The 18,775-nt window shown below is 63.2% G+C and carries 14 protein-coding genes and 1 other annotated feature; of the genes, 7 read left to right on the forward strand and 7 right to left on the reverse strand.

The window, feature by feature from the left end; genetic code table 11:
- Nucleotides 1–67: 67 nt before the first annotated feature.
- Nucleotides 68–853 carry an SDR family oxidoreductase gene (locus SR870_RS08525; protein WP_322517549.1) on the forward strand — a complete coding sequence of 262 codons (786 nt, stop codon included), beginning with the start codon at nucleotides 68–70 and terminating at the stop codon, nucleotides 851–853.
- Between the two features lie 170 nt (nucleotides 854–1,023).
- Here SR870_RS08525 and SR870_RS08530 read toward each other — a convergent pair whose 3' ends face one another.
- The gene (locus tag SR870_RS08530) at nucleotides 1,024–2,082 is read right to left on the reverse strand and encodes a phosphotransferase family protein (protein ID WP_322517550.1); all 1,059 of its coding nucleotides are present in this window, start codon (nucleotides 2,080–2,082) and stop codon (nucleotides 1,024–1,026) included.
- A 154-nt stretch (nucleotides 2,083–2,236) separates the two neighbouring features.
- Nucleotides 2,237–3,469, reverse strand: a complete 1,233-nt coding sequence (locus tag SR870_RS08535; RefSeq protein ID WP_322517551.1) for an acyl-CoA dehydrogenase family protein — start codon at nucleotides 3,467–3,469, stop codon at nucleotides 2,237–2,239.
- A 240-nt stretch (nucleotides 3,470–3,709) separates the two neighbouring features.
- Here SR870_RS08535 and SR870_RS08540 point away from each other — a divergent pair, with 240 nt between their 5' ends.
- On the forward strand, nucleotides 3,710–4,378 hold the full coding sequence (locus SR870_RS08540) for a TetR/AcrR family transcriptional regulator (protein WP_322517552.1): 669 nt from the start codon (nucleotides 3,710–3,712) through the stop codon (nucleotides 4,376–4,378).
- A 103-nt stretch (nucleotides 4,379–4,481) separates the two neighbouring features.
- Here SR870_RS08540 and SR870_RS08545 read toward each other — a convergent pair whose 3' ends face one another.
- The 5 genes from SR870_RS08545 to SR870_RS08565 form a co-directional block, all read right to left on the reverse strand.
- Nucleotides 4,482–5,966, reverse strand: a complete 1,485-nt coding sequence (locus tag SR870_RS08545) for an L-lactate permease (RefSeq protein ID WP_322517553.1) — start codon at nucleotides 5,964–5,966, stop codon at nucleotides 4,482–4,484.
- A 2-nt stretch (nucleotides 5,967–5,968) separates the two neighbouring features.
- Nucleotides 5,969–6,979, reverse strand: a complete 1,011-nt coding sequence (locus SR870_RS08550) for a 2-hydroxyacid dehydrogenase (RefSeq protein WP_322517554.1) — start codon at nucleotides 6,977–6,979, stop codon at nucleotides 5,969–5,971.
- 974 nt (nucleotides 6,980–7,953) lie between these two features.
- Nucleotides 7,954–8,175, reverse strand: coding sequence for a hypothetical protein (locus tag SR870_RS08555; protein ID WP_322517555.1), 222 nt, complete (start codon nucleotides 8,173–8,175; stop codon nucleotides 7,954–7,956).
- Nucleotides 8,176–8,361: 186 nt separating this feature from the next.
- Nucleotides 8,362–9,216 (reverse strand): universal stress protein, encoded by an 855-nt coding sequence (locus SR870_RS08560; protein ID WP_322517556.1) that lies wholly within the window; start codon nucleotides 9,214–9,216, stop codon nucleotides 8,362–8,364.
- Nucleotides 9,217–9,227: 11 nt separating this feature from the next.
- Nucleotides 9,228–10,712 carry a SulP family inorganic anion transporter gene (locus SR870_RS08565; RefSeq protein ID WP_322517557.1) on the reverse strand — a complete coding sequence of 495 codons (1,485 nt, stop codon included), beginning with the start codon at nucleotides 10,710–10,712 and terminating at the stop codon, nucleotides 9,228–9,230.
- 88 nt (nucleotides 10,713–10,800) lie between these two features.
- Nucleotides 10,801–10,854, reverse strand: a sequence feature (sul1 is cis-regulatory element that is thought to sense ions involved in sulfur or methionine metabolism; They are found in Alphaproteobacteria).
- A gap of 648 nt (nucleotides 10,855–11,502) precedes the next feature.
- Here SR870_RS08565 and SR870_RS08570 point away from each other — a divergent pair.
- From SR870_RS08570 to SR870_RS08590, 5 genes are all read left to right on the forward strand, one after another.
- Nucleotides 11,503–12,345 carry a PhnD/SsuA/transferrin family substrate-binding protein gene (locus SR870_RS08570; RefSeq protein ID WP_322517558.1) on the forward strand — a complete coding sequence of 281 codons (843 nt, stop codon included), beginning with the start codon at nucleotides 11,503–11,505 and terminating at the stop codon, nucleotides 12,343–12,345.
- Nucleotides 12,342–13,802, forward strand: a complete 1,461-nt coding sequence (locus SR870_RS08575; RefSeq protein ID WP_322517559.1) for a HAMP domain-containing sensor histidine kinase — start codon at nucleotides 12,342–12,344, stop codon at nucleotides 13,800–13,802. The genes SR870_RS08570 and SR870_RS08575 overlap by 4 nt, the downstream gene beginning before the upstream one ends.
- Entirely contained in the window at nucleotides 13,792–15,111 is a 1,320-nt protein-coding gene (locus SR870_RS08580; RefSeq protein ID WP_322517560.1) for a sigma-54 dependent transcriptional regulator, read from the forward strand. Before SR870_RS08575 ends, SR870_RS08580 begins: the two co-directional genes overlap by 11 nt.
- A gap of 495 nt (nucleotides 15,112–15,606) precedes the next feature.
- The gene (locus SR870_RS08585; protein WP_322518229.1) at nucleotides 15,607–16,128 is read left to right on the forward strand and encodes an arsenate reductase (azurin) small subunit; all 522 of its coding nucleotides are present in this window, start codon (nucleotides 15,607–15,609) and stop codon (nucleotides 16,126–16,128) included.
- 12 nt (nucleotides 16,129–16,140) lie between these two features.
- Nucleotides 16,141–18,669 carry an arsenate reductase (azurin) large subunit gene (locus SR870_RS08590; RefSeq protein ID WP_322517561.1) on the forward strand — a complete coding sequence of 843 codons (2,529 nt, stop codon included), beginning with the start codon at nucleotides 16,141–16,143 and terminating at the stop codon, nucleotides 18,667–18,669.
- Nucleotides 18,670–18,775 lie beyond the last annotated feature (106 nt).

The raw sequence follows: 18,775 nt of genomic DNA on the forward strand, positions 1-18,775 counted from the left end.
CGGACCGTTCAATCGTTCGGCCGAATTCCGTCCAACGGCAAACGCCGCAATCATCAGGGAGCAACGCATGGGCCGCCTCGCAGGCAAATCCGTCATCATCACCGGCGCCGGCAGCGGCATCGGCCGCGCGGCCTCTCTGCTGTTCACGCAGGAGGGCGCGCAACTGATCGCGGTCGATCGCACCGAGGGCGTTCACGAGACCGTCGAGCAGGTGCGCAAGGCCGGTGGCGCCGCCGAAGCGGTGACCGCGGATGCAGGCTCCGAGGACGACGTCAAAGGCTTCATCGCCAAGGCGATCGCTTATTACGGCAAGCTCGATGGCATCTGGGCCAATGCCGGCATCAGCGGCGGGCTGGTGCCGTTGCCCGAGCAGACGCCGGAGCACTGGCAGGAGATCCTGCGCATCAATCTGATCGGGCCGTTCCTCGCGATCAAGCACACGATGCCGCACATGATCAAACAGGGCCACGGCGCCATCGTCTGCACGGCGTCCGTCGCAGGCCTGAAGAGCGGCGCGTCGGGGCATCCCTATGCGGCGTCGAAGGCCGGCGTCATCAGCCTGGTGCAGACCACCGCCTATTCGCTGTCCGGCACCGGCGTGCGCATCAACGCGGTGTGCCCCGGGCTGATCGAGACCGGCATGACCAAGCCGGTGTTCGACGGCGCCCGCGCCCGCGGCACCGACCACAAGATCGGCCAGCTCAACCCGTTGAAGCGCGCCGGCCAGCCGCACGAACTCGCCACCATGGGCCTGTTCCTGCTCAGCGACGAAGCCAGCTACGTCAACGGCCAGGCCTTCCCGGTCGACGGCGGCCTGACGGCGTCGATGCCTTATGCGGGAAAGCCGATTTAGCAAACGAAGTCATTCCGGGGGGCGCGCGTGAAACGCGCGAACCCGGAATCTCGTCGTACCAATCTCGGGATTCCGGGTTCGCCGCTGCGCGGCGCCCCGGAAAGACCGGATGACAAAAGGCGCGGCCCGTTGCGGACCGCGCCTGTTTCTTGCGTAGAGCCCGACCTCGCTTACTTCGCGCCGGCCTTCTGCGCATAGGCCCAGCTCGCCTTGGCGAGCGGCACGGTGCGGGCGGCGGAATCCTTGGCCTTGTCGGAGGCGGCTGTGCCGTCGCGGATGCGGCCGGCTATGCCCTGCGTGATGCCGGCGAGCCGGAAGGTGTTGTAGGCGAAGTACCAGTTCATGTCGTCGACTTCGGGAATGCCGGCGGCGCGGTTGTAGATCGCGGTCGCCTCCTCGATGGTCGGGATGTTCAGCGCCTTGAGATCGGCGCCGTCGAGGCCCGGCATCGCCCACTGCATCAGCAGATAGGTGAAGTCGGCCATCGGATCACCGAGCGTCGACAGCTCCCAGTCGAGCACCGTCTGCACCCGCGGCTCGGTGGCGTGGAAGATCATGTTGTCGAGCCGGTAGTCGCCATGCACCACCGAGACGCGCTGCTGATCCGGCACCGTGCTCGGCAGCCATTCCATCAGCCGGTCCATCTCCGGAATCGATTGCGTCTCGGACGCCTTGTACTGCTTGGTCCAGCGATCGACCTGGCGCGCGAAGTAATTGCCGGGCTTGCCGAAGTCGCCAAGCCCGATCGCCTCGGGGTCATAGGAATGCAGCTTCGCCAGGGTTTCGATCTTGGCGGTGAAGATCGCGCGGCGCGCCTCCGGCGTCTGGCTCGGCAGCGTCGGATCCCAGAACACCCGGCCCTCTTCCATCGACATGATGTAGAACGCCGCCCCGATCACCGCATCGTCGGTGCACAGCGCGTAGGCCTTGGCGACCGGGAAGCCCTGCTTGCCGAGAGCGGCGATGACGCGGAATTCGCGATCGACCGCGTGCGCCGACGGCAGCAGCTTGCCGAACGGCTTGCGCCGCATCACGTAGGAGCGGCCGGGCGTGTTGAGCCGATAGGTCGGGTTGGACTGGCCGCCCTTGAACTGCTGCACTTCGAGCGGGCCGGCATAGCCCTCGACGTTCTGCTGCATCCATTCCGCGAGGCGGGCTTCGTCGACGCGATGCCGCTCCTCGACCGGCTTGGTGCCGGTGTACTCGTCGTCTTTTCGGATCCCGACCAACGTGACGCTCCCTTGTTCTTGTTCGCGCGTTACGCGCCGCGCGTTCCGACAATCCAGAAACAGTCATACCCGGGCTTGACCCGGGTATCCATCTTTTCAAGAGATGGATCGCCGGATCAAGTCCGGCGATGACGTTTTTATGCGGCCTGCGCGGTCAGTGCGCCGCGTTGGCATACTTCTTCATCTCGAGCCGGGCAATGGCGCGGTTGTGCACCTCGTCCGGGCCGTCCGCGAGCCGCAGCGTGCGGATGTTGGCGTAATCCTTGGCGAGGCCGGCCTCGTCGGAGACGCCGCCGCCGCCGAACGCCTGGATCGCGTTGTCGATGATCTTCAGCGCCATGTTCGGCGCCGCGACCTTGATCATCGCGATCTCGAGCTGCGCCGTCTTGTTGCCGACCTTGTCCATCATGTCGGCGGCCTTGAGGCACAGCAGGCGGTTCATTTCAATGTCGGTCCGAGCCTCGGCGATGCGCTGTTCCCAGATCGAATATTCGATGATCTTCTTGCCGAAGGCGGTGCGCGACTGCAGCCGTCGCACCATCTTCTCCAGCGCCTCTTCGGCCTTGCCGATGGTGCGCATGCAGTGATGGATGCGGCCCGGGCCGAGGCGGCCCTGCGCGATCTCGAAGCCGCGGCCTTCGCCGAGCAGCAGGTTCGACGCCGGGACGCGAACGTTCTCGAGCAGCACCTGGCCGTGGCCGTGCGGCGCGTCGTCGAAACCGAACACCGGCAGCATCTTCTCAATCGTGATGCCGGGGGTGTCGAGCGGCACCAGGATCTGCGACTGCGCCTGATGCTTCGGCGCATTCGGATCGGTCTTGCCCATCACGATCGCGACCTTGCAGCGCGGATCGCCGACGCCCGACGACCACCATTTGCGGCCGTTGATGACGTAGTGGTCGCCGTCCTTCTCGATCCGGGTCTCGATGTTGGTGGCGTCCGAGGACGCGACCGCAGGCTCGGTCATCAGGAACGCCGAGCGGATCTCGCCGTCCATCAACGGACGCAGCCACTGCCGCTTGTGCTCCTTGGAGCCGTAGCGCATCAGCACTTCCATGTTGCCGGTGTCGGGCGCCGAGCAGTTGAACACTTCGGAGGCCCAGCTGATGTGGCCCATCTCCTCGGACAGCAGCGCGTATTCGAGATTGGAGAGGCCGGCGCCGCGGAATTCGTCGTCTTCGTGCGACGACGGCGGCATGAACATGTTCCACAGGCCTTCGGCCTTGGCCTTCTTCTTCAGATCCTCGAGGATCGGAATCACCTTCCAGCGGTCGCCTTCGGCGTCCTGCTGCTTGTAGATCGGCACCGCCGGCCGGACATGCGTATTCATGAAGGCGGTGACGCGGTCCAGCCACTCGCGCTGGCGATCGGACATCGTGAAATCCATCAGGCGATCCTCACTGTTTCCCTGTTCGGCCGACACGGGTTGCCGGCACTGTCTCCCCGCCGCTCCGCCTCCGCAAGGCAATTCTGCGCTGCGCGCTGCGTCGCGGGAGCGCGACGCGAAGGCGGCGGACCGGTGGGCTGCCGAAACGTCGCAGACGCGCACGCATTGACTTCCGGCTGTGAAACGATAGTTTCATACAGGTGTTTGAAATGCAAGTTCGACGATTTTCCACGGCATGGCATGTCCACCGACACCACACGCACAGCGATCCTCCGGGCGGCCGAGCGGCTCTACGCCGAGCGCGGCTTCGGCGACGTCACGCTGCGCGACATCGTCGCGTCCGCCGAGGTCAATCTCGCCGCGGTGAACTACCATTTCGGCTCGAAGGACGAGCTGATCACCGAATTGTTCGTGACGCGCTCGATCGCGACCAATCGCGAACGCCTGAACGAATTGAAGGCGGCGGAGGCCGCGGGCGGCGGGCGCGCGCCGGTCGAGGACGTGCTGCGCGCGCTGGTCGGCCCGACCATGCGCGGATGCCTCGGCCCCGACAGCCAGCGCTCCGATGCGGCGCGCTTCATGATCCGCGCCTCGATCGAGGCGATCCCGGCGATCCGCAAGATCAAGAACCGCGAGATCGATCATCTTCGGAAATTCGCCGCGGCGCTGCGGCGCTCGCTACCCGGCAAGGCCGACACGGAGATCTATTGGGGGCTGCATTTCGCCCTGGCCATGGCACACCAGACGGTGCGCGACAGCGAGCGGCTGCTTCGGCTGTCGGACGGCGCCTGCGACCTCGACGACGTCGACGGCGTGATCAATCGCGTGGTGAACGTGGCGGCGCTGGCGCTGACCGCGCCGAAAGCGTCCGCGGCCGCCGACAAGGCCCCTGCCCGCCGCGGGCGATGATCACGAGCGGCATGGACGAGGTCCAGACGGTTGATCGTCCCTACGTTCGGCATCCGCGCACACGCGACGGAAGGCTTTGCCGCCTGCATCGGTATCGTCGGCATCACCGAAGCCCTTCGAATGCGATCAGCAATCCGCCACCAAGCAGCGCGTAGACGAGGCACACCGGCAAGGTCCGTTTGAGAACCGCTCCTTCGCCACCAATCAGGCCCACCGTCGCAGCCCCGGCGACGATATTGTGTGGAGCGATCACATTGCCGATCGCGGCGCCGAAGCTTTGGCCTGCCAGCGCCGCCATCGGTGCAAATCCGACGGCCTCTGCCGCCGCGACCTGAAACCCTGCGAACAGAACGTTGGACGCGGTCGCCGATCCGGTCACGAAGGAGCCCAGCGCGCCGACCATCGGCACCGCCACCGGCCATGCCGATCCAAGAAGTGCCGCGGCGGCGTTGGCCAGGGTATCGATCATCCCGCTGTGAACCATGATCCGCGCCAGCATCAGGACCGAAACCAGAGCCAGCGCCACCAGCGGAAGACGGCGGGCTGCGCTGGACACAGCCGGCAGGATCACCGCGCGGTTGCGCCGGCTCGCCACGGCGGCAACAGCAAGGGCGAGCATCAGCATCGTGCCGGGATGATAGAGCGGCTTGACCGAGCCGGCGAAGCGGTCTCCGAGCGTCCATTCCAGCGTGAATGACTGCAGCCATGCGGCCAATGACGGCACCGTTCGTGTGGCCAGGATCGCGACGAGGACCAGCCCATAGGGCAGGATTGCCGAGATCACGCCATCGTTTGCGCCCGACGGGGCCCGGCTTCCCGTCGACCATCGCCACTTCGCCACGGCGATGAACAGCAACAGGCCGATCAGGGCACCGCCCAGGGTGGGAAGTTCAGGTCCGCTCAGCCACGCCAGCGCCAGCGCCGGCAGCAGAAAGAATGCCGCCGCCGTCGGCACGGCGAACCAGGTCGCGCCGCCGCTGGCCGGCGCAGCCAGTCGAAACACCACCAGCGCCAGCATCCAGCCGAGTGCGGCGTGCATCAGCATGATGGTGCCGGACAGGACTTTCGGATCGACCGTCAGGACCTGCAACAGCGGCAGCATCGGCGTGCCGACCGCGCCGAACGAGACCCCGGCCGCGTGGCCGATCAGCGCGAGCAGCAATGATCGCTCCGGCGAGAAGCCGAGCGTCACCAGCATCGGAGCGACCAGCGCCACCGGCGTGCCGAACCCGGCCGCTCCTTCCAACAGCAAGGCAAAGAACCAGGCCAGCAGCAGCGCAAGCACTTCCCGCTTGTCCGAAATCGAGACGAGCCAGCTGCCGATCCGCTCCGAGGCCCCGGAGCGCATCTGGAATTCGTGCAGCGCAAGCGCCGGAAAGATGATCCACAGAATCGTCGTCGCGGTGAAAGCCGCTTCCGCCAGAGGGCCTGCAACCGACATCAGGCCGGGCGCGGGCTGGAAGGCCCACGCTGCGACAGCGAGGCCTGCGGCGGCGCTGATCATACCCGAGCGGGCCGCGGTCCAGCCGAGTCCGATCATGCAAACCAGCAGGATCAGGATCGGAAGCAGCGCGAGCAGCTCGGCCACGTTCAGACACGCAATTCCAACGAGATCGGATGCGCCGCTTGTCCGGTCAGCTCGAACTGAGAGATATTTCGGATCGTCGTCTCGGCGATTTCCATCAGCGCCTCCTGCGTGAAGAAGGCTTGGTGGCCGGTAATCAGAACATTGGGGAATGTCAGCAATCGCGCGAAATCGTCGTCCTGAATGATCTGCCCGGACAGGTTTTCGAAGAACAGGTCGCTTTCCTCCTCATAGACGTCGAGCCCGAGAAAGCCGATCTTCTTGCTCTTAAGCCCCTGGATCACCGCCCGCGTATCGATCAGCGCCCCGCGTCCGGTGTTGATCAGCATCACACCCGACTTCATCTTGGCGATCGAGGTGTCGTCGATCATGTGCCGGGTGTCCGGGGTCAGCGGGCAATGCAACGAGACGATGTCGGACTCGGCCAGCAATTCCTCCAGGCCGACGAGACGTCCCCCGAGCGCCTCGAAGGCAGGATTGGGCCGAGGATCAAAGCCCAGCACGCGACAACCGAATCCCGTCATGATGCCGGCCAGGCACAGCCCGATGTTGCCGGTGCCGACGATTCCAATGCTCCGTCCCCTGAGATCGAACCCGAGCAGTCCATCCAGAGCGAAATTGCCTTCGCGCACGCGCGCGTGAGCGCGATGAATTCTGCGGTTGAGGGACAGGATCAGCGCGACCGTGTGCTCCGCCACCGCGGACGGCGAATAGGCCGGCACGCGCGCCACGGTGATCTCGAGATCGCGCGCGGCCATCAGATCCACATTGTTGAAGCCGGCGCAGCGCAACGCCACAAGCCGGACGCCATTGGCCTTCAACTTTTCCAGAATGGATCGGTCGAGCCCGTCGTTGACGAAAGCGCAGATCGCATCGGCATTGCCGCTCAGTTGCGCCGTATCCAGCCCGAGGCGCGGCTCGAGAAACCGCAGCTCGTGCCTGTCCCCGTCCTTGGTATTGGCCGCAGCCAGAAACTGCCGATCGTAGGGTTTGGTGTTGAATACCGCGACTTTCATAAACATGCTCCGATCGTCGAATCTGCCGGCTGCGAGATATAGCAGGGCAATCCCACCTGTTTCCGACGCCTCAGGTGCTATGTAGGTCCCGGCGTTGCGTCAGGACGACGCAGTGGCGGTTTCAACGCCGCAAGGCCGCGTCGACGCGCCGGCGGCGCGCGCGAGATAGACCGTCTGCGTATGGAGCCGGTTATGGAGCGGATTGTGGGAGGTCACGGGTCAGTCCAGGCCTCGGCAAAGATGCCCGACAGCCTGTCGGTGAAAGCCGGATCCGGCGTGTCGTTCGACCACAGTCCGAAGATTCCCCCGGCTTGAGGTGAGCCGAAAGCCGACGCAGGCCGTCGGCCCGATAAAGCCGGCGCTTCGATCGTCGAGAAGAGCATTGGGCGAGTGATCAATCTGGCGGGCGTCGCGTCGTTTTCGGCTCGACGAACGAAGTCGCTCTCGTCGCGCGATATCACGAGGCGCCGAACGACTGAACCGTGAACGCTCCGATTGCGCTGGCTCCAGTTCCGTCAGGACGGGCCAGAGCATTGAAGCGGGCGATCGAAAGCCGACGATCCGGGCCGGCGATTTAGGCCGCGCGATCTGGAGCGGTGAAGGGAATCGAACCCTCGTATTCAGCTTGGAAGTCTTCGAAATATCGGAGTGATCCCAGAGGCCGTTCCGATATTTTTGTCAGTTTCGACCCATTGAGATCACGACGGAATTTGTCATTGTCGGAACGGTCGACCACGCTGTCGATCCTGAGCGTGACCGCACTGCTCATCCGGACTCGCTTGAACTTTCATCGTTCCCGATAGTGCTCCTGAACTCGACCATGCTGCGGCTGTCGCCGAACATAGCGCCATCCCAGTTATCGCACGGCCAGGAAGGCACCGCCGCCGCTGGCCGCTCAGGCCATGCTCTGTTGCAGGGGCTCGACTCCGGAAGAGCGGCTCTCACCTGCATTGTGTCGGCGCCCTGCGCCGCGGTCATCGCTCGTCGAGCAGCGGGCGAGACAGCCGCCGCTTGTCGAAGCCGATCTCCTCGAGCTGTGCGAACGCCTGCTCCGAGAGATTCCCGAATTCAGTCCTGCTGATGGCGATATTCTGCGTCAGCGGCGTGGTGGCGAGATAGATCGAGACGCAAGCCTCGGAACGGCGACGGTTGAGCGTCGTGATTTCCTGGCGCGTCGGAACGTCAACATGGAGCATGGATTTTCCCCGGCTGTTCTGGCGAGCGCAGATCGCATCGCGGCGGGAGCCCGCGGTGGACTGACGCCCGACAATCAATCCGTGCGTCGGGCGCTCGCCCCATCAAGTCACGCGCACCGGCATAGTTCCGCGAACGGAACCGCTACGATGCCGCAGGCGACGAGGATAGGCAGCGGTGATGGGACGCTACCTGATCAGCAGCACCGGCACGTGAACCGTCCGGATCATCGCCGTGGTGGTGCTGCCGACGATCAGCGCGCGCAGCGGCGAGTGACCGTAGGCGCCCATCACCAGAAGCCCGTCCGGCTGACCGGCCATGTAGTCGGCGATCACCTTTTCGGCGGTGCCCTGCCCCAGAAACTTCACCGGCGCGGGCGTGCGATCGGACATCCGCGCGGCCGCCTGTTCGAGCCGGCTGCGATGCGCGGCATCGTCCGGCCCGGCGACCACCAAATGCACCGCCATCCCCTCGAACAGCGGAGACGACGCGACGAAACCCAGGGCCTTGGACGCCGCGGCGCTGCCGTCGAAGGCGACCACGACGGTGCGCGGCTCCCGGATCTTGCTCGACGCGATCAGCACCGGCTTGATGCTGGCGCGGACGACGCGCTCGATTTCCGAGCCGATATGCTCCTTCGCGAACTGGCTCGACGAGCCGCGCTTGCCGATCACCACCAGATCGGCTTCGGCCTCGCGTTCGATGATGGTTTCGAGGATGCCGCCGTGCCGGTGCAGCTTGCGGACGTCCGCGATCCCCGCCTCGGCCAACCGCCGCGCCGTTTCGTTGAGCAGGATGCGCCCACGCTCGATCGCGAGCTTGCCTTCCGCTTCGTCGATCCGGGTCAATTCCTCGAGCAGCTCGCTCTTGACGCCCAGACCGATCGCGCCGCTGAGATCGTGGCGCGCCGCCACCGCATCCTTGCGCTGGACGACGTGGAGCAGTTCGACGCTGGCGGAGAGACGACCGGCCGCCCAGGTGGTGAGTTCGCAGACGCTGGTCGCATAAGCGGAGGCGTCGATGCAGGCGAGAATCCGTTTCATGGAAATCCTCCTCAATGTCCGGCGGGGCGCGTATCGGCGCCCGGCTTGTCGTGGAGTGCGAAGCGGCGAACCAGTCTTTCGCTCGCTTCGTTGAGGCCGACGATCTCCACGGTCGCGCCCTCGCGCCGGAAGCGCAGGATCACCTTGTCGAGAATTCCGACGGCGGAGATATCCCATAAATGCGCCGCCGACACGTCGATCACGACGCGATCGAGCACCTCTTTGAAGTCGAACGCTTCCGCGAAGCGTTCGGTTGATGCGAAGAACACCTGCCCCGCGACCCGATAGGTCCGGCAGCTTCCATCGGACGCGAGCTCGGAGCTCACCGTGAACAGGCCCCTCACCTTGCTGGCGAAGAACAGGCCGCTCAGGATCACGCCGGCCAGCACGCCCTGCGCCAGATCGTGCGTCCACACCACGACCACCACCGTCACCACCATCACCAGCGACGATTGCCACGGGTGAATCTTCAGATCGCGGATCGAATTCCAGCTGAAGGTGCCGATCGAGACCATGATCATCACCGCCACCAGCGACGGCATCGGAATCCGGCTGACCAGCGGGCCCAATACGACGATCAGGAACAGCAGGAAGCTGCCGGCGACCAGCGTCGACAGCCGCGTGCAGCCGCCGGATTTCACGTTGATGACGGACTGGCCGATCATCGCGCAGCCGCCCATCCCGCCTATGAAGCCGGTGGCGAAATTGGCGATGCCCTGCCCCCTGCACTCGCGCCGCTTGTCGCTCGACGTGTCGGTGAGGTCGTCGACGATCTGCGCGGTCATCATCGATTCCAGCAGCCCGACCGCCGCCATCGTCAGCGAATACGGCGCGATGATCTGCAACGTCTGCCAGGTCAGCGGCACATCGGGAATCAGGAAGTGCGGAAGCGCGGAGGGTAGCTGCCCCATGTCGCCGACGGTGTTGACGTGGAGCCCGCCATAGATCGAGATCACGGTCAGGATCACGATCGCCACCAGCGGCGACGGCACCGCCTTGGTCAGCAGCGGAAACAGATAGATGATGGCGAGCCCGCCGGCGACCATCGCGTAGGTCACCCACGTCACGTTGATCAGTTGCGGCCACTGCGCGACGAAGATCAGAATCGCCAGCGCGTTGACGAAGCCGGTGACCACCGAGCGCGAGACGTATTGCATCAGGAGATCGAGCCGCAGGAATCCGGCGATGACCTGAAACACACCCATCAGAATCGTCGCCGCGAACAGGTACTCGACGCCGTGGTCGCGGACCAGCGGCACCACCAGAACGGCGACCGCCGCGGTGGCCGCCGAGATCATGCCGGGACGCCCGCCGACGAAAGCGATGATCACCGCGATCGAGAACGAGGCGTACAGTCCGACCTTGGGATCGACGCCGGCGATGATCGAGAATCCGATCGCCTCCGGGATCAGCGCGAGCGCCACGACGATGCCGGCGAGGATATCGCCGCGCGGATTGGAAAACCATACGCGACGAAGCGAAGCGATTGAGAACATTTAGGATTTCGACCCGTGGGACAAGCAAACCCCATCCTCTGGATGGGCAGCGCATCGCGCATTGCGGAGCGTCAGGTGCGTTGCTTTGAATGATCCGAGGGATAGGCGCCCGGCCGAGCCACCCGGCTGCGCCGAGTCCGATTATCAAAGCAATCTAGCGGACAGCAGGGTCGCGATTCAAGTGCTAACCTCGATGTGAGGCAGCTCGCCGCCGAAAACGTGGTCAAGGATCGAGATCTCAGCGCGATTTACTGCCTTGCCAGGGCACGCGCTGACCTTCAAGCGACGACATCCTATTGAGGCGCTCAGAAGCGGAGCGCACCAATCGCCACACCCAGTTGAGATCCTGCGCGGCCAAGTGCTGCATAGCACTCTCGAGACTCGAGCCACCGCGAGACGGTGGCCGCCCATCACGCGTCCCGCGCATAGGTCCCATTTCGAGCAGGAGTCGTAGTGGACAAATGGTCCCCTCGGATTCAACTGTTTAGGCATTTCGTTACCCGGGACGCCGCCAAGCTGCAGCTCTTGGGCAGATCAGAGCCGAGCGTCGATTCAGCGATCATACTAACACACTCATCGGCCGGGCCGTGAGATCACCCCTCCGAATTAGCTCAATCAACACTTTGCGCTCTCTTTCACCATGAAACCCACCGCAGCGCCCGTCGTAAGACTGGTGCAGTTCAAACTACCTATTTCGGTGCCAGCAGATCCACGATAGGATCGTCTCCAATAGGGATACCGGGAGGACGAAATGGGCTTCGGTCCAGACCAAGTGCTAAGCAGACGGGGCTTGGCCTGCTGGGTTGCGGGGCTCGTTTTGTCGTCGAACGCTCATGCGGCGGAGCCACGGCCGAATGCGCCGATCAAATTTGGCCTGACGCCCGTCTTCTTGATATCCGATCTTGAGCTGCTGGGACGCCTGCAGTCCTATTTGCAGCGCACAACAGGTTATCAAGTATCGCTGATTTCGCGGCGCACCTATCAGGAAATTACCGCTCTTCTGACATCGGGACAGCTTGATGCGGCATGGATCTGTGGGTTTCCCTTCGTCGCCCATCGGTCCGAGCTTCAGTTGGTCTCGGTTCCATTGTGGCATCGCAAGCCGCTTTACCAATCCTACCTGATCGTAGACCGTGCGCGAGTTGCCGCGGATGTCCACGATCTGCGGGGGGATATCCACGCGTTCTCTGATCCCGATTCAAACTCCGGATTTCTGGTCACCCGTGCGGCTCTGGCCGAGCGACGCCTTCGACCCGAGACGTTTTTTTCGAAAACGTTTTTCACATACGGCCATCGCAATGTTGTGAGAGCCGTCGCGTCGGGGCTTGCCGGTTCTGGCTCCGTGGACGGCTATGTCTACGACGTGCTCTCCGAGCTCGAACCGGCGCTGACCGCGCGGACAAGGGTCTTGAAAGCTTCCGAGCCGCTGGGCTTTCCTCCGATCGCTGCCCCGAAAACCCCGAATGACGGTCCACGACTGGCGGCACTGACCGCGGCGCTTCTTCGAATGAGCGATGACGATGAAGGCCGAACGGTGCTTCACCTGTTGCGCCTGGACGGATTCAGCATGGAGGATCCCGCGCTATTCGACTCGATCGCATCGAAGGCCGCATTGGTTGCGGCGGCTGGATGATCGCCATGCGCCGCCTCTTCGACGGTTCATGGCCGATCACCCTGAAGGTGCCGCTCGCAGTCGCCGCCTTGATGATGCTTGTGGGATTTGTTCTATCCGAGCGGGTGCTTTCGCGGCTCACCGACACTCAGGAACGCCACCTCATCGATCTGTCTCGATCCTATCTTGATGGCCTATCATCGGCAATCGCGCCGTCGATCCTGCGTGAAGACAACTGGGAGGTATTTGATGCAATCGCGCGCGCTCAGGAGCTGAACAAGAGTCTTCGACCTGCCGAAACCATCGTTACCAATGCCGACGGCATCGTCATTGCCGCGTCGGATCCCAAGCAGCATCCCATAAACTCCACCGTCAAGGACAAGCGACCCGGCACCGCTCTGAGTGACAACGAGATCTTCAGCTTCGACGCAGGCGCCAATACGGCGAGTGCCACGCGCATTCTGTCCTATCCCGGGCGCACCGCCGGCATCATTTACGCCAGCTTCGATACGCGGCATTTGGCGGCCGAGCGGCAGAATGTCGTCATCACCTTGGTCCTCACCAATGGCGTCCTCACCATCCTACTCGCTGCGGCCGGCTGGCTGCTGGTGGCGCGCATGATGCGGCCGGTGCGAATCCTGTCACAACATTTGGGCGTCGACCAGGAGACACTTGCTGTCGCAATTCCAGACCGCGTCGTTGCGGAAACCCGTGGCGAATTCAACCGTCTGTTTCACGGCTACAACGCACTGGTCAGATCGATGAAGGAGCGCGAGGATCTCGGCAAGCGCTTGGCCGAAGAAAAGCGGCTCGGCAGTCTCGGGCGGATGGCATCGGCGATCGCGCACGAGATCAACAATCCGCTAGGCGGGCTTTTCAATGCGGTGTCGACCCTCAAAGCTCATGGCCATCTCTCAAACGTTCGCAACGCGAGCCTGGGCTTACTGGAGCGAGGCCTCACCGGCATCCGCGACGTGGTTCGGACCACGTTGGCGATTTACCGAACCGACGCCGCTCCGCGTGATCTTGCCCCCGCTGATATCAACGACCTCGGCCTTCTGATTACGCCGGAAGCTCGACGAAAATCGATCCAGATCGTCATAGACAATGCTTTGACTGGGTCGGTGCCGATACCGAGCACGCCGATCCGCCAGGCAATCCTCAATCTCGTCCTGAACGCCGTCGCCGCAGCCCCAGACGCATCTGAAGTGAGCGTCTCGTCCGCTGCAACGTCGACGCAGATCACGATTGTCGTCATTGACCGCGGGCCGGGCCTGCCCCCACCGGCAGCCGAAGTGCTGACAGGCCGTTCGGGAGCTCCTCCTCCAATCGAAGGCGGAGGTTTGGGTCTTTGGACTATCAATCGGCTGATCACAGATCTGGGTGGAACGATCGAGGTCGAAAGACCGCTAGCTGGAGGAACCGCCGTACGGCTGCTGGTTCCATTTGCCGATGTGGAGTTGTCTGATGTCGCTTAACGGTCGCACGATCGGTCTTGTCGAGGACGACGCGATCATGGGCGAGAGCATCGTCCAGCGACTGGCCCTTGAAGGCGCCACGGTCAGATGGTGGCGATGCGGGCAGGATGCGCTGAAGAACATCAAATCTAGTCCGCTCGAGGCGATCGTTTGCGACATTCGCCTGCCGGACATCGGCGGCGAAGACCTGTTTCGTGAGGCCGCGAGAGCATCCAAGCTTCCGCCGTTTCTGTTCATCACCGGTCATGGCGACATCGATCAGGCGGTCCGACTGATGAGGATCGGGGCGCACGACTATTTCACCAAGCCGTTCGAGCTGGACGACTTTCTGCTGCGGCTGACGGAATTGATAGGGCCACGCTCGGACACCAACAGCCATGCGCTCGGGCTTTCGCCGGCAATGAAGGACCTTGAACGTCTGTTGTTGCGCGTGGCCAGGCTGAATTCGACCGTGCTCATCACCGGCGAGACCGGCAGCGGCAAGGAGGTTGCCGCCAGATATCTTCACGCGATGTCGGGCCCCGAGAGACGGCCGTTCATGGCTGTCAACTGCGCCGCCATTCCGGGCGAGATGCTGGAAAGCGAGCTTCTGGGTCACGAGAAAGGCGCGTTCACGGGAGCGTCGCAACGACATCTGGGCTACGCCGAACGCGCCGGTGAAGGGGCTCTGTTCCTCGACGAGATCGGCGATCTTCGGCTCGAGTTGCAGGCGAAACTGCTGCGCCTGATCGAGGAGCGAACATTCTACCGGCTGGGCGGCGAACGCCCCATCCCGTTCAAGGGTCGATTGATCGTCGCGACGAATGCCAATCTTCCGAAGCTGGTCGAGACGGGTCGGTTTCGCGAGGATCTGTACTATCGAATCAATGTCGTGACTGTACGAATCCCGCCATTACGGACTCGTCACGACGATATTCCTTGGCTGATGCAACGCTTCTTCGAAGAAAGCGCAGGCCGGATTGAGACATCGTTGAAAGGGATCAGCGCTCTCGCCGAGGAGACCGCCCTCGCCTACGCTTGGCCTGGAAACGTGCGGGAACTACGCAATCGAATGGAGCGGGCCGTTGCGCTTGGCCTGGGGCAATGGGTCATGCCAGGCGATCTCTTTCCAGATCAGGCAGACGACTCGGCTTCCGACGCCCAGATGGGCTCGCTCGAAGACGCCCGTCAGAGCGCAGAGAAACGGCATATCCTACGCGCTCTGTCTGCGACCAGCGGAGAAATCGGCGCGGCTTCCAAATTGCTGAGAATCGGGCGCACCACATTATGGGACAAAATGCGTCGCCTGAACCTGAGCGGAGAGAATTAGGGCCGAATCGCAGCGCTGTGGCGCATAGATCGCTACGCGGAGCACTTCGTACCTACTTCCCTCGCAGACCCTTCACTGGAGCAGTTCTGTTTCCAACGGAATCAGCGCTGGCGTTTTGGGAGGCCCACCACAGGCACAGCTCATGGTGAAGAGGCGCGCGGCGCCGTCTCGAACCATGCGCCGCCTGCACGGCGTCGTCGCCCATCCTTCGAGACGCCCGGCTTCACCGGGCTCCTCTGGATGAGGAGCCAGTGCATCTGGCAAGTACCATATGCTTCAAGCAATCGATGAAGCGTTCTCGCGTCCCCCGCCCGGTTCGCGTCCGTCGGTTTCCTGAACCAGCGGCATTGCACCATGTTCGAAACTCCGAACATGAACGCCCGCGCCAATCGTCTCACCGCACTGCGAAGTCATGATTACACTCGCCTTTTGAGAGTGGCCCATCTCCTGCAGATGATTGCGCATCAAAGCGCGAAACTTCGGGAGCGAAACCAGATGAAGAGATGCAACAATCAGGTCGATGCCGGCCGCCGCCGCTTCCTCAGCGGTGCGAGCCTTGCCGCAGCTGGTGCTGCCGTAACGACCATGCTGCCGACAGAGGCCAACGCGGCACCGACCTCGGCGAGGATCAACTATCCGTCCAATCGGCTTGCGAACTTGTCGCAGCTGAAGCTCAACGAACCGTTCGAAGTCAGCTATCCCGACAAAGATGCGCCAGGCGTGCTGCTCAAATTGGGGACTCGGGTCGAGGGCGGCATTGGGCCCCAGGGTGACATCGTCGGTTTCTCCACCGTCTGCCCGCACAAGGGCTTCCCGCTGCACTACACCGCGGATGACAAGACCCTGACCTGTACCGGCCACTATGCACGGTACGACTGCGAGAAAGCAGGTCAGCAGATCTGGGGGCATGCAACACAGAACCTCGCGCAATATGCACTGCGTGTCGACGGCAAGGGTGACATCTACGCGGACGGCGTCGATGAACTACTCTATGGCCGACTTTCCAACGTGCTCTGACGGGAGGACATCATGACCCACAAGCGACAAATCGATCGCCTGCCCATCATTCCCGCGGATGCCAAGGAGCACAACGTTACGTGTCACTATTGCATCGTCGGCTGCGGCTACAAGGCTTACACTTGGCCGATCAACAAGCAGGGCGGCTACGACGCAAAATCGAACAAATTCGGCGTTGATCTCTCCAAGCAGCAGGCTGCGGAGACCAACGCGTGGTACGCACCGTCGATGTACAACGTCGTCCGGCAGAACGGCCAAGACGTACAGCTTGTCATCAAGCCTGACGTCGATTGCGTTGTGAATTCCGGCCTGGGCTCGATCCGCGGCGCTCGGATGGCGGAGAACCACACCTCGCAGCAGCGCGGCACCCAGTTGCAGCGACTGACGGATCCGATGGTGTGGCGCTACGGCTCGATGCAGCCAACGAATTGGGACGACGCGCTGGACCTGGTGGCGCGCGTGACGGCCGCGGTGATCAACGAGCAAGGCGAGGATGGCCTGTTCGTTTCGATGTTCGACCATGGTGGCTCGGCCGGCGGATATGAGAACACCTGGGGCACCGGCAAGCTCTATTTCGGCGCCATGAAGGTCAAGAACGTCCGCATTCACAACCGCCCCGCCTACAATTCCGAGGTCCACGGCACGCGGGACATGGGCGTCGGCGAACTCAACAACTGCTACGAGGATGCCGAACTCGCCGACACGATCGTCGCGATCGGCACCAATCCGCTGGAGACCCAGACCAACTATTTCCTCAACCACTGGATCCCGAATCTGCGCGGGTCGTCGGTCGACAAGAAGAAGAAAGAGCTCCCGGACGAGGCGGTTGAAGCGGGCCGCATCATTATCATCGACCCCCGCCGGACCGTCACTGTTGCCGCCTGCGAGGCCGAGGCCGGCAAGGACCGTGTGCTGCATCTCGCGCTCGAGCCCGGCACCGATCTCGTCCTATTCAACGCGTTGCTGAGCTACATCGCCGACAAGGGTTGGATCGACAAGGCCTTCATCGCGGCGAACACGTTGCCTGCGGACCAAGGCGCATCGCTCATTTCGCGACCGGGCGGCCTGCCGAACGATCAACCGCTGACCGACTTCGCCGCGGCGCTGGCCGCCAACCGAACCTCGATGGCCGATGCCGTGAAGATCACCGGTCTCAAGGCCGAGGACATCGTCAAGGCTGCCGAGTGGATCGCCCAGCCGAAGGCGGGGGGCAAACGCCGCCGCACCATGCTGGGTTATGAAAAAGGCATCATCTGGGGCAACGACAACTACCGCACCAACGGCGCGATCGTGAATCTCGCTCTCGCGACCGGCAATGTCGGGCGCCCCGGGGGCGGCGTGGTCCGGCTGGGCGGCCACCAGGAAGGTTATTCGCGTCCCTCGGACGCGCATGTCGGCCGGCCCGCAGCCTATGTCGACAAGCTCTTGATCGAAGGCCGGGGTGGCGTTCATCACATCTGGGCCTGCGACCACTACAAGACGACACTGAACGCCCTGAAGTTCAAGCAGATCTACAAACGCCGGACGGACATGGTGAAGGACGCCATGAACACCGTGCCATGGGGCGACCGCAAGGCCATGGTCGATGCGATCATGACGGCGGTTCGCCAAGGCGGGCTGTTCTCGGTCGACGTCGACATCGTCCCAACCCAGATCGGCCAAGCCTCGCACGTGTGGTTGCCGGCGGCGATCTCCGGTGAAATGAATCTCACCTCGATGAACGGCGAAAGGCGCATGCGGCTGACCGAGCGCTACATGGACCCACCGGGCAACGCGATCCCGGACTGCCTGATCGCCGCCCGGCTGGCCAACACCATGGAACGCGTGCTGCGCGAACAGGGAAAGACCGCCTACGCCGACCAGTTCAAAGGCTTCGACTGGAAGACGGAGGAAGACGCTTTCCTCGATGGTTACGCCAAACATGAGAAGGGCGGCCAGCACGTCACCTATGCCAGGCTGAAGACGATGGGCACCAACGGCTTTCAGGAGCCAGCGACCGCCGTCGTCGACGACAAGATTGTCGGAACCAAGCGTCTCTATACGGACGGCAAGTTCTCGACCAAGGACGGCAAGGCCTTCTTCATGGCAGCGCCCTGGCGCGGCTTGCAGGCGGCGGGCAAGGCCGAGCAGAAGGCGAAGTACCGGTTCCTCGTCAACAACGGGAGAACCAATATGGTTTGGCAGAATGCGTTCATGGACCAGTACAATGACTTTGTCATGGACCGGATGCCCTACCCCTTCATCGAAATGAACCCGGACGACATGAAGGACCTGAGTTTGGGCGCGGGCGACCTCGTTGAGGTCTTCAACGACGCCGGCTCGACCCAGGCCATGGTGCAGCCGACGCCCACGGCGAAACGCAATCAGACGTTTATGCTGTTTGCTTTCCCGACCGGCGTGCAAGGCAACATCGTCAACGCCGGCGTCAACGAGCTCGTCATTCCGGACTACAAACACAGCTGGGCCGACATTCGCAAGATCGCGTCCGCTTCAGAGACGACGAAGCGGCTCTCGTTCAAGTCGCCTCAATTCAAGGCATAGCTCCCGTAAAAGTCAGCCCGCAGGCTTCTTGCATGCGGGCTGACCATTCTTCAACCCGGCATCACGTGGGTCCGATTGCGCGCGGCGATTCGACTGACGGGGATGG

This window comes from Rhodopseudomonas palustris, from assembly GCF_034479375.1.
GTDB classification, from domain to species: domain Bacteria; phylum Pseudomonadota; class Alphaproteobacteria; order Rhizobiales; family Xanthobacteraceae; genus Rhodopseudomonas; species Rhodopseudomonas palustris_M.

What these genes read in the sequence shown, in the direction of transcription:
- SR870_RS08525 (WP_322517549.1), top strand. Translation starts at nt 68, where the DNA reads ATGGGCCGCCTCGCAGGCAAATCCGTCATCATCACCGGCGCCGGCAGC.
- SR870_RS08535 (WP_322517551.1), bottom strand. Translation starts at nt 3,469, where the DNA reads ATGGATTTCACGATGTCCGATCGCCAGCGCGAGTGGCTGGACCGCGTC.
- SR870_RS08540 (WP_322517552.1), top strand. Translation starts at nt 3,710, where the DNA reads ATGTCCACCGACACCACACGCACAGCGATCCTCCGGGCGGCCGAGCGG.
- SR870_RS08550 (WP_322517554.1), bottom strand. Translation starts at nt 6,979, where the DNA reads ATGAAAGTCGCGGTATTCAACACCAAACCCTACGATCGGCAGTTTCTG.
- SR870_RS08555 (WP_322517555.1), bottom strand. Translation starts at nt 8,175, where the DNA reads ATGCTCCATGTTGACGTTCCGACGCGCCAGGAAATCACGACGCTCAAC.
- SR870_RS08560 (WP_322517556.1), bottom strand. Translation starts at nt 9,216, where the DNA reads ATGAAACGGATTCTCGCCTGCATCGACGCCTCCGCTTATGCGACCAGC.
- SR870_RS08565 (WP_322517557.1), bottom strand. Translation starts at nt 10,712, where the DNA reads ATGTTCTCAATCGCTTCGCTTCGTCGCGTATGGTTTTCCAATCCGCGC.
- SR870_RS08575 (WP_322517559.1), top strand. Translation starts at nt 12,342, where the DNA reads ATGATCGCCATGCGCCGCCTCTTCGACGGTTCATGGCCGATCACCCTG.
- SR870_RS08580 (WP_322517560.1), top strand. Translation starts at nt 13,792, where the DNA reads ATGTCGCTTAACGGTCGCACGATCGGTCTTGTCGAGGACGACGCGATC.
- SR870_RS08585 (WP_322518229.1), top strand. Translation starts at nt 15,607, where the DNA reads ATGAAGAGATGCAACAATCAGGTCGATGCCGGCCGCCGCCGCTTCCTC.
- SR870_RS08590 (WP_322517561.1), top strand. Translation starts at nt 16,141, where the DNA reads ATGACCCACAAGCGACAAATCGATCGCCTGCCCATCATTCCCGCGGAT.